The 15,838-nt window shown below is 53.3% G+C and carries 15 protein-coding genes; all 15 read right to left on the bottom strand.

Features of this window, described 5'->3' with window-relative positions:
* Positions 1–79 precede the first annotated feature (79 nt).
* The gene (gene iolB / locus ACFPYJ_RS16055) at positions 80–895 is read right to left on the bottom strand and encodes a 5-deoxy-glucuronate isomerase (protein ID WP_379189174.1); all 816 of its coding nucleotides are present in this window, start codon (positions 893–895) and stop codon (positions 80–82) included.
* 4 nt (positions 896–899) lie between these two features.
* The gene (gene iolG, locus ACFPYJ_RS16050) at positions 900–1,931 is read right to left on the bottom strand and encodes an inositol 2-dehydrogenase (protein WP_379189173.1); all 1,032 of its coding nucleotides are present in this window, start codon (positions 1,929–1,931) and stop codon (positions 900–902) included.
* The gene (gene fba / locus ACFPYJ_RS16045; RefSeq protein WP_379189172.1) at positions 1,928–2,806 is read right to left on the bottom strand and encodes a class II fructose-1,6-bisphosphate aldolase; all 879 of its coding nucleotides are present in this window, start codon (positions 2,804–2,806) and stop codon (positions 1,928–1,930) included. Before fba ends, iolG begins: the two co-directional genes overlap by 4 nt.
* A 30-nt stretch (positions 2,807–2,836) precedes the next feature.
* Positions 2,837–4,282, bottom strand: a complete 1,446-nt coding sequence (locus ACFPYJ_RS16040; RefSeq protein WP_379189171.1) for a CoA-acylating methylmalonate-semialdehyde dehydrogenase — start codon at positions 4,280–4,282, stop codon at positions 2,837–2,839.
* Positions 4,283–4,336: 54 nt separating this feature from the next.
* Positions 4,337–5,347, bottom strand: coding sequence for a 5-dehydro-2-deoxygluconokinase (gene iolC, locus ACFPYJ_RS16035; protein WP_379189170.1), 1,011 nt, complete (start codon positions 5,345–5,347; stop codon positions 4,337–4,339).
* Position 5,348: 1 nt separating this feature from the next.
* Positions 5,349–6,260 carry a myo-inosose-2 dehydratase gene (iolE, locus tag ACFPYJ_RS16030; protein ID WP_379189169.1) on the bottom strand — a complete coding sequence of 304 codons (912 nt, stop codon included), beginning with the start codon at positions 6,258–6,260 and terminating at the stop codon, positions 5,349–5,351.
* Positions 6,261–6,273: 13 nt separating this feature from the next.
* Positions 6,274–8,139 carry a 3D-(3,5/4)-trihydroxycyclohexane-1,2-dione acylhydrolase (decyclizing) gene (iolD, locus tag ACFPYJ_RS16025; RefSeq protein ID WP_379189168.1) on the bottom strand — a complete coding sequence of 622 codons (1,866 nt, stop codon included), beginning with the start codon at positions 8,137–8,139 and terminating at the stop codon, positions 6,274–6,276.
* Positions 8,140–8,407: 268 nt separating this feature from the next.
* A complete protein-coding gene (locus ACFPYJ_RS16020; RefSeq protein WP_379189167.1) occupies positions 8,408–9,658 on the bottom strand; it encodes an NAD(P)/FAD-dependent oxidoreductase in 1,251 nt (416 codons plus the stop codon).
* A 10-nt stretch (positions 9,659–9,668) separates the two neighbouring features.
* Positions 9,669–9,989, bottom strand: coding sequence for a MocE family 2Fe-2S type ferredoxin (locus ACFPYJ_RS16015; protein ID WP_379189166.1), 321 nt, complete (start codon positions 9,987–9,989; stop codon positions 9,669–9,671).
* Positions 9,986–11,068: a fatty acid desaturase family protein gene (locus ACFPYJ_RS16010; protein WP_379189187.1), complete on the bottom strand. Its 1,083-nt coding sequence runs from the start codon at positions 11,066–11,068 to the stop codon at positions 9,986–9,988. Before ACFPYJ_RS16010 ends, ACFPYJ_RS16015 begins: the two co-directional genes overlap by 4 nt.
* Positions 11,069–11,270: 202 nt before the next feature.
* Positions 11,271–12,113: a sugar phosphate isomerase/epimerase family protein gene (locus ACFPYJ_RS16005; RefSeq protein ID WP_379189165.1), complete on the bottom strand. Its 843-nt coding sequence runs from the start codon at positions 12,111–12,113 to the stop codon at positions 11,271–11,273.
* On the bottom strand, positions 12,110–13,213 hold the full coding sequence (locus ACFPYJ_RS16000) for a Gfo/Idh/MocA family protein (RefSeq protein ID WP_379189164.1): 1,104 nt from the start codon (positions 13,211–13,213) through the stop codon (positions 12,110–12,112). The genes ACFPYJ_RS16005 and ACFPYJ_RS16000 overlap by 4 nt, the downstream gene beginning before the upstream one ends.
* A 73-nt stretch (positions 13,214–13,286) precedes the next feature.
* Positions 13,287–14,102: a sugar phosphate isomerase/epimerase family protein gene (locus ACFPYJ_RS15995; RefSeq protein WP_379189162.1), complete on the bottom strand. Its 816-nt coding sequence runs from the start codon at positions 14,100–14,102 to the stop codon at positions 13,287–13,289.
* A 3-nt stretch (positions 14,103–14,105) separates the two neighbouring features.
* Positions 14,106–15,002, bottom strand: a complete 897-nt coding sequence (locus tag ACFPYJ_RS15990) for a sugar phosphate isomerase/epimerase family protein (protein WP_379189161.1) — start codon at positions 15,000–15,002, stop codon at positions 14,106–14,108.
* Between the two features lie 16 nt (positions 15,003–15,018).
* Entirely contained in the window at positions 15,019–15,828 is an 810-nt protein-coding gene (locus tag ACFPYJ_RS15985) for an alpha/beta fold hydrolase (protein ID WP_379189160.1), read from the bottom strand.
* Positions 15,829–15,838: the final 10 nt, after the last annotated feature.

Raw genomic sequence — 15,838 nt, 5'->3', positions numbered from 1 at the left:
GCAGGCTAAAGGCCCCCTTACCAGGATATTATCCGATTTATCCTCTCGAATTGCAAATAATTTGCAAACATAATGGAGATTACAGCTGCTGCCTTGATGCAATCCATGCATGATCCGGATCGTTATGGAACTTCCAGATTCGGGTCGGACCCGCCATAACGTTGAGATAGTAGACCTGGTAGCCCGGAGGCGCCGAAACGGGATGATACCCTTTCGGAACAAGCACCGCTTCGCCGTCTTTGACTGCCAAAGTCTCATCCAGCGAGCGGACATCCGTATAGACGCGCTGGATGGCGAAGCCCTGCTCAGGCTTCACATGGTAATAGTAGGTTTCCTCCAGCAGCGACTCCTCGGGAAGCGCGTCGCGATCATGCTTGTGGGGCGGATAGCTAGACCAATGTCCTTCCGGCGTAAACACTTCCACGACAAGCAGGCTGTCGGCAGGCTTGTGCTCGGGCAAAATATTGTGAATGTACCGCTGCGTCGTTCCCGTTCCCCGTATTTCGACACCGACGTCTCCTGGCGCGATCAGGCGCGCGGGATAGTTGCCTTTACCGGGTGCTTCACATACAGCCAGCTCCACTTTCGTTAGTGCCTCAAGCTCGTACCGGTCGTCATTCGGAACGTAGACAGAATAAGGCGGCGTCTGCTCGAAGACGTTCATTCTTTGCCCGATATTCATCCATGAGGATTTTGCCGTCGCCACGTTGGCCAATCCGCCGAGCAGCACCAAGCATACTTCGTTGCCTGCTGTTGCTCTGCTTAGCTTTTCCCCCGGGTTCAATTGGTAGACTTCGAAACCGACATAGCGCCAGCCTGCTGATTCCGGAGTAATCGAAAGGATGGGGTCCAATCCCGAAGGCTGACGCTCCGGGCTCACAATCAGTTTGCTCATTTGATCACACCCCCCCTTTCAATTCCTTAAGCTCCGACAGCTTCACGCTGCGGTTGTCGCGTAGCGACAGCTTCGCAGCCAACGCGATTCTCTCGGCTTGGCAGGCATCCGCTCCGCTGACCGAAACCTCACCGCCTTGAAGCAAAACATTGATAAACTGCTCGGTCTCTTCGATATAAGCCGAATTGTAGCGCTCCAGGAAGAAATGAAGCGGCTTTTCACTGATGACGCCATCTTCCGTGCTGATGACAGCCGTATTAGGGTGATCATTCGTTGCTGCTGCAGAACCTTTCGACCCAAATACTTCGGCACGTTGGTCATAGCCGTAAACTGCTTTGCGACTGCAATCAATAACGCCAAGCGCGCCGTTTGCGAAGCGGAGCGTAACGATCGCCGTATCGACGTCGCCATGCTTGCCGAAGACAGAATCGATTAGCACGCTGCCTTGTGCGAATACTTCTTCTACCTCGCTGCCAGAGAGGAATCGAGCCATATCGAAATCATGGATCATCATATCCATGAAGATACCGCCCGATACTTTAATGTAGGATTCCGGCGGAGGAGCAGGATCGCGGGAGGTAATCTTGATCAGATGTGTTTCGCCGATCGCTCCAGCCTTCACATACTCGCGGATCCGCTTGAAGTTATGATCGAAGCGGCGGTTGAAGCCAACTTGTAGCTGAACTCCGGCCTTGCGAACCTCTTCCAGCGCTTCCTCTGTCTGCCGTATGTCCATGCTAACCGGCTTTTCGCAAAAAATATGCTTGCCCTGCTGTGCTGCACGTTTAATAAGCGGCACATGCGTATCCGTTGAAGAGCAAATGAAAACGGCGTCTATATCCGGATTAGCCAGCAGCTCGTCGCTGTCCTTCGTCACTATGGGAATGCCTCTTTCCAGCGCCCACTCTGTCAGCTCTGGACCGGCAAACAGATCACTGATCGCAACGATTTCCGCTTGCGGTTGTCTTCTTAAATTGTCTGTATGGATTTTGCCGATTCTTCCTGCACCGATGATGCCAATTTTAATTTTCTTCATACTCGTCCGCCTTTCTCTTGTCCTGAGCTGCCGAATAGCCTCATTTTGTCTCGAACGGCAGCCTTGATCGCTTCGCGCGCCGGATTTAAATAATGTCTTGGATCATAGGTTTCTGGATGGTTATGCAAATAGTTCCGGATCGCCTGCGTAAAGACGGTTTGATTATCCGTATTGACGTTGATTTTGGCCGTTCCCGAGGCGATAGCCTCCCGGATCTCCGCTTCGGGGATACCGCTTCCACCGTGAAGTACGAGCGGCACTCCCGTAAGCGAATGAATTTCCTTCATCCTATCCAACCCCAGCTTTGGCTGGCCGCGGTACGGGCCGTGAACGGAACCAAGTGCGGGAGCCAAGCAATCGATGCCCGTCTCCTTTACCATTCGTACACAATCCGCCGTTTCCGCATAGGAAGCTTCGACTTCCAGCACTTCCAAATCATCTTCGCGTCCGCCGATTTTTCCCAGCTCCGCTTCGACAGAAGCGCCTAGCACATGGGCGACATCCGTTACCCTTTGCGTCGTCTCGATGTTCGTATCCAGCGAATGATGCGAAGCATCGATCATAACGGAGGTAAAGCCCGCTTTAAGCGCCCGGATACATACCTCGTAAGAGGAGCCATGGTCCAAATGCAAAGCGACGGGTACCGTAATTCCGTAATGGTCGATCAACGTGTTCACCATGCCGTAGATGTAAGGCAAACCTCCCATATAAGGAATGTAAGCCTCGCTTACACCGAGGATAACCGGAGAAGCCTCTTCTTGGGCGGCAGTCAGAATCGCCTGCGTGAATTCTAGGTTGTTCAAATTAAATTGACCGACGGCATAGCCGCCCGCATTCGCCGTGCGAAGCATGTCAGTCATCGATACTAAAGACATTTCGGATCACCCTCCAAGCTTATGCCGCGATTACCAGCGAGCGGTTACCATTTTTTTGCGAGTGTAGAACTCTACGCCGTCCGTCCCGTTGGCATGAAGGTCGCCGTAAAACGATTTTTTCCAGCCCGAGAACGGGAAGAATGCCATTGGAGCAGGTACGCCAAGGTTAATCCCAAGCATGCCTGCGTCAATCGACTCGCGGAACTGCCTTACGCTGCTGCCGCTGCTTGTGAACAAGCAGGCGCCGTTGGCGAATTCCGAACGGTTTGCAATCGCAATCGCCTCTTCCAGCGTTTCTGCTCTCACGACGGAGAGGACTGGAGCGAAGATCTCATCTTTCCAAATTTTCATCTCGCAGCTAACTTGATCGAAAATGGTCGGTCCTACGAAATAACCGGAGGATTGGGCGGCAGCGTCTTTGCGGCCGTCACGCACGAGCAAGCCGCCCTCGGTCTCGCCGGACTCAATATAGCCAATCGTTCTTTCCTTATGAGGCTTGCGAATAACAGGACCCAGGAACGTTCCTTCTTCCAGTCCGTTGCCGATTGTAATGTTGTCGGCTGCTTCGGACAATCTGCGTACCAGTTCATCGCCGACTTCGCCGACTGCGATGACGACGGCACAAGCCATACAGCGCTCGCCCGCCGAGCCAAATGCCGCGCTGACGATTTCTTTAACCGTGAGCTTAAGATCCGCGTCAGGCATTACGATCGAATGGTTTTTGGCGCCGGCAAGCGCTTGAACCCGTTTGCCGTAAGAAGTGCCCGTTTTGTATACATATTCGGCAACCGGCTGTGAGCCGACGAAGGAAATAGCCTGCACGTTCTGATGCTTCAAAATGCCGTTAACCACGTCATGCGCCCCGTGGACGACATTGAGCACGCCCGCAGGCAATCCCGCTTCGTGGAATAGCTCGGCAAGGCGGTTAGCAAGCAGCGGCGTACGCTCCGAAGGCTTCAGGACGAAGGTGTTTCCGCAAGCAATCGCGAGCGGGAACATCCAGCAAGGAACCATCATCGGGAAGTTGAATGGCGAGATGCCTCCAACGACGCCGATCGGGTAGCGGTACATGCCGGATTCCAAATTCGTTGCGATATCAGGCAGCTGCTTGCCCATCATGAGCGTCGGAGCGCCTGCTGCGAATTCGACGCATTCGATGCCGCGAAGCACTTCACCGTACGCTTCGGCATAGCTTTTGCCATTCTCTGTCGTAATGAGGCGTGCAAGCTCTTCCCAATGGTCTACAAGAAGCTGTTGATATTTAAACAATACGCGGGCACGTTTTGGAACCGGCGTCTTGCTCCAGGTCTCGAAAGCGTTTCTTGCCGTTTGCACGGCCGCGTCCACGTCTGCTTCGGAAGAAAGCGGAACAAGCGCCAAAATTTCCTCGGTTGCAGGATTATATACATTGTCGTACTTTTCCGAAGAGGCCTCAACCCATTGTCCGCCAATCCAGTTTTTAAGTGTAGTCGTCATGTTATTCCCTCGTTTCTTCAAGTTGTAAGCTTGCAAGGCGATGAACCCGGCAACCTAACTCGCGGTTATTTCACCACGATTGCAGCGTTCGATGTAATCCTTGACTTGCTCTGCCGTTGGCATCGCATCCGAGCAGCTATGGCTGGAGATGACAATACATGCGGCTGCGCTTCCGAATTCCATGCTCTTCTCAAGCGTCAATCCCGACATAATTCCATAAATGAAGCCAGCCGCGTAGGAATCGCCTGCCCCGAAGGTTTTGACGACCTTGGCCGGGTACGATTTCGTCCGATGCTCCAAACCGTCCGTCGTATAGGCGATCGAACCTTCTTTGCCATGCTTGATGATGACGATTTTTGCGGAATGGTTGAACCATTTGGAAGCGGTGAACCGATCGCTGTGTTCGAGATTTTGCTCGAAGCGCTCCATGCTGTCGAACTCCTCACGCGTTCCAACGATGATATCGCTTTTTTCCGCAGCCAAGTTGTAATATACGGCCGTTTCTTCGGGAGACACCCAGGAATAAGGACGGAAATCGATATCGAAAATAACGGTAGTGCCATGCTTGCGGGCATAATCTAATGCAAGAAGCACTGCCTCGCGTGAAGGACTTGCCGCCAGCGCCGTGCCGGAAACGAGCAGCGCTTTACTTTCCGCGATGAGCGACTCGCTCACTTCCAGCGGATTTAGCAGTAAATCGGCAACGTTATCCCTGTACATGAGGATACTGCATTCCAATGGGCTTTTAATCTCGGTAAAAGCCAAGCCGGTAACGGCCCCCGTCTTGTCCGTCACGACATTGCTCGTGTCGATCCCCTCATTGTCGAGGTAGTTCCGGATAAATCTGCCCATTTGATCGTCCGCGATTTTTCCGATGAATGCCGTTTTGTTGCCCAGCCGGCTCATCCCGATTGCAATATTTGCCGGTGAGCCGCCTACGTATTTCGTAAATGTCATGGTCTGCTCCATCGGTCGATTGATCTCGTTGGCATTGAGATCGATGCATAGACGGCCAATCGCCGTAAAATCAAACTTCCTATCGGAAGGGAAAGAAATAGTAGACAACTTACACACTCTCCTTCTCACCTATTAGGGAGCAAAGGTATTCGATAGCTCTTGCCGCATATTCGCGTGCCGGATGCTCTTCCGGATCCTGCTCGCCCTCTAATAAAGCCCAGCCGTCGTATTTCCGATCGACAAGCTCATTCAGGATTGGACGGAAATCGATATTCCCGTCTCCCGGAACGGTAAACACGCCGTTGCGGATGCAAGTGACAAAATCGACCCCCAACGCTTTCGATTCCTCAAGCCGATTCATGCGCACATCCTTCAGATGAATATAAGCGACCCGGTCGTAATGCTTACGAAGGAGCTCCGCCGGTTCGGCACCGCCGTACAACGCATGGCCTGAATCAAACAGCAGGGACACGGCTTCCGGATCTGTTAATGCCATCAGCTTGTCGATTTCCTCCGGGCTTTCGATCGCCGTTCCGCCATGATGGTGGTATGTCAGCTTCAGCCCGTATTCCAGCGCGATTTTACCGGCAGCATTCAAACCTACCGCCAGGCTCTCCCAGCCAGCTTCGTCCAGACGAATAACTTCGGTCTCGTTCGGCGTCCGGCGGGGATCGAAATGCAGCGATCCTCCTACTTCGCAGGTACTGATGACCTTGCTTCCCATTTGCTGCAAAAACTTGGCATGCGCGCGGAAAGCTTCCAGCTCAGATTCCCGGTAGGCGGGATCGGAGAACAGCACTGATTTCCATTGGGAGACAAGCTGAATATTTCGTTTCGAAAGCTCTTGCTTAAGCAGCTCGATATCGGTCGGAAACTTTCTGCCTATCTCCGTTCCAGTCAAGCCGAGTGCTTGAATATCGTCCATAATTTGCTCGTAAGTTGTATGCTCGCCATGCTCCTTTACGTCTTCGCCGACCCAATTGATCGGATGAATTCCTAATTGAAAAGGAAACAACGCCATCTATAACTCCTCCTTAATAAGGTTTTGCCTGTGCCAGCTTTTTGCTCATTTCTTCATGCGCGGCAACGACCTTCTCACTCTCCGATACGGCTGGAACGCCGACGTTCCACCACGACTCGTAGCCGCCTGTATTCGTGCCGGCCAGCACGGGAATTTCGATTAGCGTTGAGCGCGTTTCAGCCTTCGCCTGCTTCAGTGCTTGGCGCAGCTCCTCAGCATTGGACGCTTTGTATGAGGCAAGCCCCAAGCTGCGGGCATGTGCCGTAAAGTCAATGGGCAATGGCCCGCCGGTATAATGGCCGGTCTCGGACTCGCGATAGCGGAATTCATTGCCAAAGCCGTCGCTTCCATGTCCGCGCTGCAGGTTATGGATACATTGGTAGCCGTGATTGTCGAACAATAATACCGTCAGCTTTCTTCCTTCCTGCAAGCTCGTCACCAGCTCGGAGTGAAGCATCAAATAGCTTCCGTCTCCTACAAGGGCATAAACCTCCCGGCCTTGCTCCGCCAGCGCAGCGCCGAACGCGCCGCTCACCTCGTATCCCATGCAGGAAAATCCATATTCCATATGGTAGCCGCCCGGCGAGCCAACCCGCCACAACCGTTGAAGATCGCCCGGCAGGCTGCCTGCAGCGCAGACGATTACGGCATCTTCATCAATCGTTTCGTTAATAACGCCGAGTGCCCGCGTTTGCGCAAAGCCGTCCTCCCGTTCCAGCGTATACAGACGGTCTACTTCAGCATTCCACTCCGCGTTGACGCCGGCAATCTCCCCGTCCTTATAGGCAGATACATATCCTGCTTCCGCCAGCCCTTCCGCCAACAGGCGGATCGCTTCCTTCGCATCTCCGACCAATGCCGTTCCTTCCAGCTTTGCCGCGTCCATACGGTTGATGTTTATATTCAGAAATTGGACGTCCTGGTGTGGGAATGCCGATTTGGAGGATGTCGTAAAGTCGGAGTACCGCGTCCCGACGCCAATAATCAGGTCCGCTTCTTTGGCCAGCTTGTTTGCAGCCAATCCGCCGGTTACGCCGATACCCCCAACGTTCAAAGGATGTTTCCAAGGCAAGGAGCCCTTGCCCGCTTGCGTCTCGGCGACTGGAATGCTAAATGTTTCGGCGAATGCGGCAAGCGCTTCCGTCGCGAAGGAATATTGCACGCCTCCACCCGCTATGATAAGAGGTTTGCGCTTTGTGCTGATGAGCTCGATCGCTCGTTTTACAGCTTCAGTCGAAGGCTGCTGGCGATCCACGACATGCACCCGTTTCTCAAAGAAGGATACCGGGTAAGCGTATGCCTCCGCCTGCACGTCCTGCGGCAAAGCAAGCGTTACCGTACCGGTATCCGCCGGATCCGTTAATACCCGCATCGCTTGTAGGGCAGCGCTCATCAATTGCTCGGGACGCACGATGCGATCCCAATATTTACTCACGGGCTTGAAGCAGTCGGTCGCCGCAATCGTATAGTCATGTCCGGCTTCCAATTGCTGCAGCACCGGATCGGGCTGTCTGGATGCAAAGTTGTCTCCCGGAAGGAGCAGCAGCGGGATGCGGTTAACCGTCGCCGTTCCGGCTGCTGTTACCATATTCAAAGCGCCGGGACCAATCGATGTTGTACAGGCATAGATGCTTGTACGGTTCAATTGCTTGGCATAAGCGGTCGCCGCGTGCGCCATTCCTTGTTCGTTTTTGCCTTGCACGAAAACCAGGCTGCCAGGGCTCCTTTCCAGCGCTTCGCCAATTCCCGTCACGTTTCCGTGTCCGAATATGCCCATTACCCCTGCTACGAACTTCGTTTCTACACCATCAATGGAAATGTACTGTTGATCGAGAAATTTCAATAAGGCCTGTGCCATTGTTAACCGAATTGTGCTCATAGTCTCCTCCTCGACAATTACGTTAAGCGCTTTATACTTTAACATAAAAATATAATATAGACTTACTATAATCATAATAGGTAAAGCGCTTAACTACATATTATAAATAAGCGCTAAGTAAATCAATCATTATTTATTGATAAATTTTCTTACACGGCTAATTTTTGATCTTTTGTATGGCAATTCAACTCGTTGTCGATCTGCCATCCGATAACAGCGGTCTCGCGCCGATCCATTGAAGCCCAAATCCCTCATGCATCCGACTTCATCATCCTACTTCACACTCCCGTAAAAGAGCCTTTAACCGCACAGTTGGGTTGGCGAGTGCTGCCGGGTCAGGTTTCGCCCTCTTCTCAATCAGCATTTCGGCCAGCCTGATCTCCTTGGAAATCCCTCCGCCAGGATCCATGCCGCTGGCCGCAATCAGCCGACCGTCAGCATCTAGGTGAAAGAACAGTTTGGCCGATTCCCCATGATCTCGTTCGATCATTGAGACTGTGGCATCTGCAAGCCCGGACACCTGAAGCGTCATCTCATACTGGTCAGACCAGAACCAAGGCACAACGTCATACGGGTTCGTCTTGCCCAGCATGCTGCCTGCCGCATGCTGGCCTTGATCCTTCGCGTTTCGCCACGCTTCCAGCCGAATCCGCTTTCCGTCGTAGAGTGGATGAGGGAAGGAGCAGCAGTCTCCTGCGGCGAATATGTGGGAGTCCGACGTCCCCAGCCTTTCGTCGACCTTGATGCCATTGTCGGTATCTAAGCCGCAGGACTCCGCAAGCGACGTTTCCGGCACTGCGCCAATCCCGGCAATGACGGCATCTGCCGCAATCCGGCTGCTGTCGGCCAGAATGACCGCCACACCTTCTCCGTCAACTTCGACTGTGGAGATGCCTACGCCTGTCCTGAATTCGACACCGGCTGCGCGATGGCGCTTCTCGACCATTGCTGCAACCGCTTCCGGAACGCCTCGAATTAAGATGCGTGGCGCCGCCTCGATTAAGGTGACGCGACAGCCCCGTTCAATTGCGGCTGCGGCCGTTTCAAGGCCAATAAACCCGCCTCCGATGACGGCAATGCAATTACCGGGAACAAGTTTTTCCCTTATTGCCGCCGCATCCTCGATCCGGCGCAAGTAAAGCAGACGTCCGTCTCCGCTTCCCCCCGTTTGTAACTGCCGTGGACGGGCTCCAGTTGCAAGCAGCAAACGCTCGTACGAAATTCGGGAGCCGCTCGCCAACTCTACTTCATGTCTGTCTCTGTCTATGCGAACAGCCGCATCCCCTGTTAGGAATTGTATTCCTCTTTCTCTCAGCGTATCGACATTCACGATCGTCGCGGGCTCTCTAGCTTCTTGGGACGTCAGATAGCTCTTGGACAACGGCGGCCGCTCGTAGGGAGACCTTTTTTCGTCCCCAATGAGCGTAATCGCCCCCTTCCAGCCCAGTTCTCTAAGCTCGAGCGCAGCCCGTGTACCTGCTTCCCCCGCTCCAATTATCACCATTCCATTTGTGTTCATACGATTCTCCTTATCGCTTAATACAAAGATAGATTTTTCCCTTTTCCACTTTGACCGGGTAAGTCACCAAATCGACGCATACGGGCGCACGCCGTGCTGCTCCGGTTAGAATATCGAAGCGTCCGTTATGCTTAGGACATTCGATTGTTCGTCCCATGACTAGCCCGTCGGCTAGATGAAACCTCTCGTGCGTGCAATAGCCATCGGTGGCGTAATATTCGTCATTGTCCGTTCGGTAGACGGCGAATGTCCGATCCTCGTAATCAAAGCGACAGACATCCTCTTCCTCAATGTCATCCGTGCCGCAAACCTCGATCCATTGTTCACTCATGCCCGTTCCCTCCCTGGTTCTTCATGTTCTGCGACATAGCGGTACGGGCGGGCCGTATCCGGCAGCGGCTTAAAGACGACGTATGACGGATCCTCCTTCTGCTTGCGCAGCGCGGCAATAACCTCCTTTAAGGCTGCTAGAAAACTCGGCCGCGCTTCAGGACAGTCCGCCTTTATTTCCTTGTGCAAACGCGATAGGTTATGATACGGTACCATCGGAAACATGTGGTGTTCAACGTGATAGTTCATGTTCCAGTAAAGGAACCGCAGCACAGGGTTCATATAAATTGTCCGGGAATTGAGCCGATGGTCTAGTACGTCCTCGTAAAGACCTAGATGCTGCGTCACTCCGAAGCCCAGCACAAGAATAAAGCCATAGAAGGTGGGCAGGCCAACGAACATTGCGGGCATAAGGCTGCCGGTATAAAAGCATGCGGCGATGACCGCAAGAAATATAAGCATATAAATCCGCGCTTCGCGAAAAACTTTCTTATACTCGATCTCCGGAATATAGGCCTTCTCTGACTCTTCGAGCCTACCAAATGCATGCAGGAAAAAACGCTTAATCTCAATCGGGCCGCCGTACAGATCGAAGACTTGCATCAGTAAGATTTTCCAGACCGGTGGACGCTCCGCAATAATTTCGGGATCACGCCCGACGATGATCGTATCGGTATGATGCCGGGCATGGCTCCAACGCCATGGCGTCGCGGATCGCAACACCATGAAGGAGGCAATCTGATACATCACCTCGTTCATCCATGGGGTCTTAAAAGCTGTGCCGTGGCCGCATTCGTGCCAACGGGAGTCTCCTGACGTTGCATACAGAATGCCATAGGCCAGAAAGGTTGGAACAGACCACCACGTCCCCCATGAAAGGTAGGCAAGATAACCGGCAATAACGAGCAGCGCGAACCAAATGAGTGTATCTCGTATCGCTGGGCCATTCTTACGTTTCATCAACTCCTTCAGTTTCGGACGTGGAATCGGACACATATACCAATCCGCAGCGGCCAGCCCTTTCTCTTGGGCGCGACAATTTTCAGATCCGAGAATGCTGTAGTCGCGCTTTTGAACCACAATAGCCAATTGAATTCCTCCTTCTTAGTGTGTGCCCGCGCACACAATTTCAAAAAAAATATTCTATCGAGTTGGTTTCCGAAACACTTGCGTGCCCGCGCACGCAAGTGCGGAAAAAAAAGCCATTATAGGCTTTCAGGAACCATCGTTTATCGCATTTCTTCCGATCATAGCCATCCCGCCTTTTCTAATATGGATTGCTTCACGAGAGCTTAGCCCATGAAGGATGGCGTTCCAACCGCTCCATCATAGATCGGTACGCATCCCGGTTCCGCTCAAGACGGCTATACGTATCACCGCCCATTCCATAGCCCTGAAATCCGATATAGCCCGTATAGCCCTTCCGTTTCAGAACGCCCAGTACATTGAAAATATCCAGCTCGCCCGAATCCACGCATTCGATTGAAGCAGGCAGCCCCGCAGATTCATACTGCTTGCGGCTGCCGCAAAGATTAACTGCATGTAAATAAGGCGCGCAATCGGACAAAGCGATGTCCGGATTCTTTCCATCAACGGCGAACCAATGGAACGCGCTGAACGTAATCCCAAGAAGCGGATGGTTAAGCTGCTTCACCAGCCGGAGCGCATCCTCCCATCGCTCCAGCCAAAAGAAAACATGGTGATACAACGAAAGTTGTATCTGATTGCGCTCCGCAGCCACAAGCAATTCGGACAGCCGCTCTAGCGCTGGAGGGTCTCCTTTTGGATCAGATGGCGCAATCCCAGAATCGCCCATCGTGAGCGCCAGCTCGACCCGGCTGCACCCTCGCAGCCCCTCCAGCATCGACATAATCCTTTTAACATTCGGGTGGTCCTTCGGCAGCGTTAGATCCAGCACCACGTATACGGCAGCGACTTCGAGCCCATACTCCGTTTTTACATCCGGCAGCCGATTGAGATCCTTCCAAGCCTGCTCTTCCCCTTCCCATAACGTTAAGTAGACCGCGTCATAGCCCAGCTCGGACAGCATTTCGCAACGGGTGTTGAAGGGGTAGTTTCCCAAGCTGTTGTAGAAAAATGTATCCATCGCATAGATCCGGTTCATGGCCGCGCCCCCTTTGCGACAATCTGTACCTCTCCCGTTCTGATGTAATCGTAAATAGCAGCCAGTATGCTGAAGTTGAAAACAGCCTGCTCATTGAGAATCACAGGGGTTTCTCGCCCTGCAATCGACTGCATAAAATAGATGATCGGCTTATCCATCATGCCAAGCTGCGCGTTCTTTACCGTAACCTTGCTGACTTCCGGATCACCGCCTACATCGGAATAGTGTTTGAGCTCGCCTTGTCCATCGAAACACAGCCAGTCCCAGCTGACGGCGCCGCCGGTCCCTTCGATTTCCGCCAAGCTCCGCTCCTCGCCATGGCAGCAGGCGGCGCGCTCGTATTGCACAGTCACCCTCCCCCCATTAGCTAGATGAAACCGCATCGTCGCCCCTGCATGCTGTTCCACTTCGGAAAGCACCTCAGCTTCAACCGGATGTCCCGTTTCCGGATTGGTCATCCAGGCATGAAGAATCTCTACCCGGTCGGGCTGAAGTACCTCGTTCAAGCTCGCGATGTCATAAGGGCCCCAGTCCATGAGTGTGCCACCGCCGCTAACCGCGCGGTTTAGGAACCAACGGCTCTGAGGCTGGTAATCAATCCCCGACCTTGCTCGCTTACGGCGCTGAACCCATTGCACCTGATAGACGTCCCCAAGCGTTCCGTGTGCTAGCAATCCTTTCACTTCCTCCGTAATCTGCAAGCCTGCAAAGCGGGAGCTACAGCAGCCAATCCATTTGCCTGCTTCCTCCGCAGTCTTCAGCATCAGATCCGCTTCCTCCCGATTCATGGCAAGCGGCTTCTCGCAAAGGACATGACGGCCGGAACGGAGTGCTTGACAGGAAATATCCGCGTGAGTGACAGGAGGGGTTGCAACAATAACGATATCATCCTCTCTGGAAGGCTCGTCCAGCATAGAGGCTAAATTGTCTAGTGGCGCTGCCCAAGGAAAACGCTGGATAAAGGCCGTCAATGCCGCCTTATTTACATCCGTCACATATAGCAACGGACGGCCCGATTCCGACTCTGCATAACGCTCGATCGCCTCCGCATGGTAACCGGCAATCGCGCCCGTCCCTACGATATAAATACGCTGCTTCATTATTCCACTCTCCTACTTAAGTTCTTCTATGCTAGACTACCCGGTCGAAGGATTGAACCCGTATCCGTTACGATTAGGCCAATGAAGCCAGCTCTTCCCGGACGTAAATCCCATTCTGAAGTGTTACCCGGTCGGGTTGGCGCCCCGCTTCCTGCGATTCCTCCTCGACCATGATCCATCCGTCATAGTCCGTCTCCTTCAAATACTGTACAATGCCCTTATGATTGATCGAGCCTTTCCCCAATGCCGACCAATGTCCGCTTAACTGTTCCATATCTTTAAAATGAACATGCCTAATTAGTGGCCGGTAGGCCCGGAATACCGACTCGACATCCATGCCGCCCTTCACGATATGACCCGTATCCGGTGCATAGCCGCAATATCGGGAATCGATTCCGTCAAGCAACATGCGGTAGTCCTCTTCAATTCGGAAGATTGAACCGCTTGGGGAGTTTGGGTGATAGGCGCATACAATGCCTTCCTCGTAAGCACGCCGGGCGACTGCATTGATGCTTAATAGAGCGTTTTTTTGGCGGTTCGCCAAGTCGCTGCGATCCTTTCCGGGAAGCTGAACTATCGTGAGCAGCGTTTCCGGAAAATGCTTCAAGAACCGGATAATCCGGTCCGCTTCGACTTTCTCTTCCGCGGTCTCGCCGGCTTCACGCCATGCCAGGGCAAGACAAAGTGCGCCTAGCTGCAAGCCTCTTTCTTCCAGTGCGTTTGACAGCGCAAGCGGATCGTCACCATAGCGCCCCAGCATGCACACCTCCGGCTCTACCCCTGCTCCGCCCGCCTGCTGTACGATATCCAGAATGTGATCGAGCCGATCGCGATGTTTCTCGTAGGACATCTGCCACGTATAGGTCTGAAATCCGAACGAAATTGCCATCCTCTACTCTGCCTCCTTAATCGCCTTACGAATGTAAGGCACAGCCTCGCGGCCCCATTCTTCAACCTCCGCATTAAAGCAAAAGTCGACGCACCACCATTCGATGTTCGTTACGATCGGCTTCAGCTCCTTCAGGAACGAAACGAAATTGATCTCACCGGCCCCGAAAGCTGCGTGCGTACTCGTCTCCTCGTCATGCAGCGTTCCATCGGAATCGATAAGATGGAAATGCCCGATATGACCGTCAAGCAGATTCGCGAATTCCGCGATCCCTCCGGGAAGCACCTCTTTCCTACCCGGCTGGCGGGCTCCGATGACTCCGCTCATATAGGCATGACTCGTATCGAATAAAATCTGGAAGGACGGATGGTTAACCGCCTCGACCAACCGCTTAACCTCCGACGGCTTATTCAGCCAGAAGCCAGGCTCGAACTCCCATACAATCCGGATGCCCGAGGATGCCGCAAGCTCTGCGGAAGCGCGCCACGTGTTGGCAAGCCGTGCGTACTGCGCTTCATATTCCGCCTCAACTAGCTCTGATGGAGGGCTGACGGTGTCCACCCGAATCGTATCGATGCCCAGGTCCACGCAAAACTGAATATAGGCCCCCATCCGTTCCAGATAAAGGACCGGCTCGCATTGTGCCGGCGGTACCGTGGTAAAATCAGGTGCATAGCCTGAGATGCCAAGGCCGTAAGATCGAATTTCCTTCAGCAGTGCTTGGCGGCTGGCCATAGTCGGATAAAGCTCCGGCGTCGGATGCGGCGCAAAGCCGTTAATTTCCACTCCGTCATAGCCCGCTTCGCTGGCGTATTGCAAAATTCGCGAGAACGGCCATGGAGATTGTGCGAAGGGACCGAAGGCAAACGCCCACGAGCCTATTGATAGTTTAGGATTCATTCTGTTCGCTCCTTCTTTAAACCAAATTTCGATGACGCAATAAAAAATCCAATGTAAGACGGTTGAAATCCTCCAGCCGATCCCAATGATGCGTATGGCCGCTGCCTTCGAAGACATGCAGCTCGGCTTGCTTTATCTCGGCCGCAATCGACTGAGATAAACGCAGCGGCGTGAAAATATCCCTGTCTCCTACCGTAATAAGGGTAGGCGCCGTTATTGCTCCAAGCTGTCCCGTCGTGTGATGGGTGATGCATGCCTCGCATTGCGCTAGAAACGCATGCACAGGCATCGGCTGCTCCTCAAGCAGCGCCGTATCCCGCGCTGCCTCGAGCTTGCCACCATTCTGGTTAAAGTACGAAGGTGTATAAATAATGAGCTGAAGCAGCTTTTGAAATTCGTCTGCCGGCATGTGGGAATAACCGCTGCCCAGCGTCTCGAATACACTTCTTGTGTAGTTATCACATTGTTGCCAAGAGCAATGAAGCGATAGGCTTCTGACCCGGCCGGGAGCGGCCAGCGCAATCTCCTGCGCGATCGCGCTCCCCATAGATATGCCGGATATATGAGCTTCCCCGATTTTGAGCGCATCCAGCAGGCCGGTCGTATCTGCCGCCATCATCTTGGTTGTGTAGGGACCCTCCGGCTTTGCCGAGCGGCCTGTTCCCCGGTTATCGACGAGAATGCAGCGGAAATGCGACTCATACGCGCGCACATGCTCCTCCCACACACTGCCCGGCGCTCCAAGACCCATAAGAAGTATAATCGGCTCGCCTATGCCCCGTTCAGTGTAATGAAGCTCAGTTCCGTTCGTTTGTACGAAAGGCATTTTCCATCCC

The sequence above is a fragment of the Paenibacillus solisilvae genome, from assembly GCF_042656405.1.
GTDB lineage: Bacteria > Bacillota > Bacilli > Paenibacillales > Paenibacillaceae > Paenibacillus_Z > Paenibacillus_Z solisilvae.
This window is presented reverse-complemented; position numbering and strand designations above follow the sequence as displayed.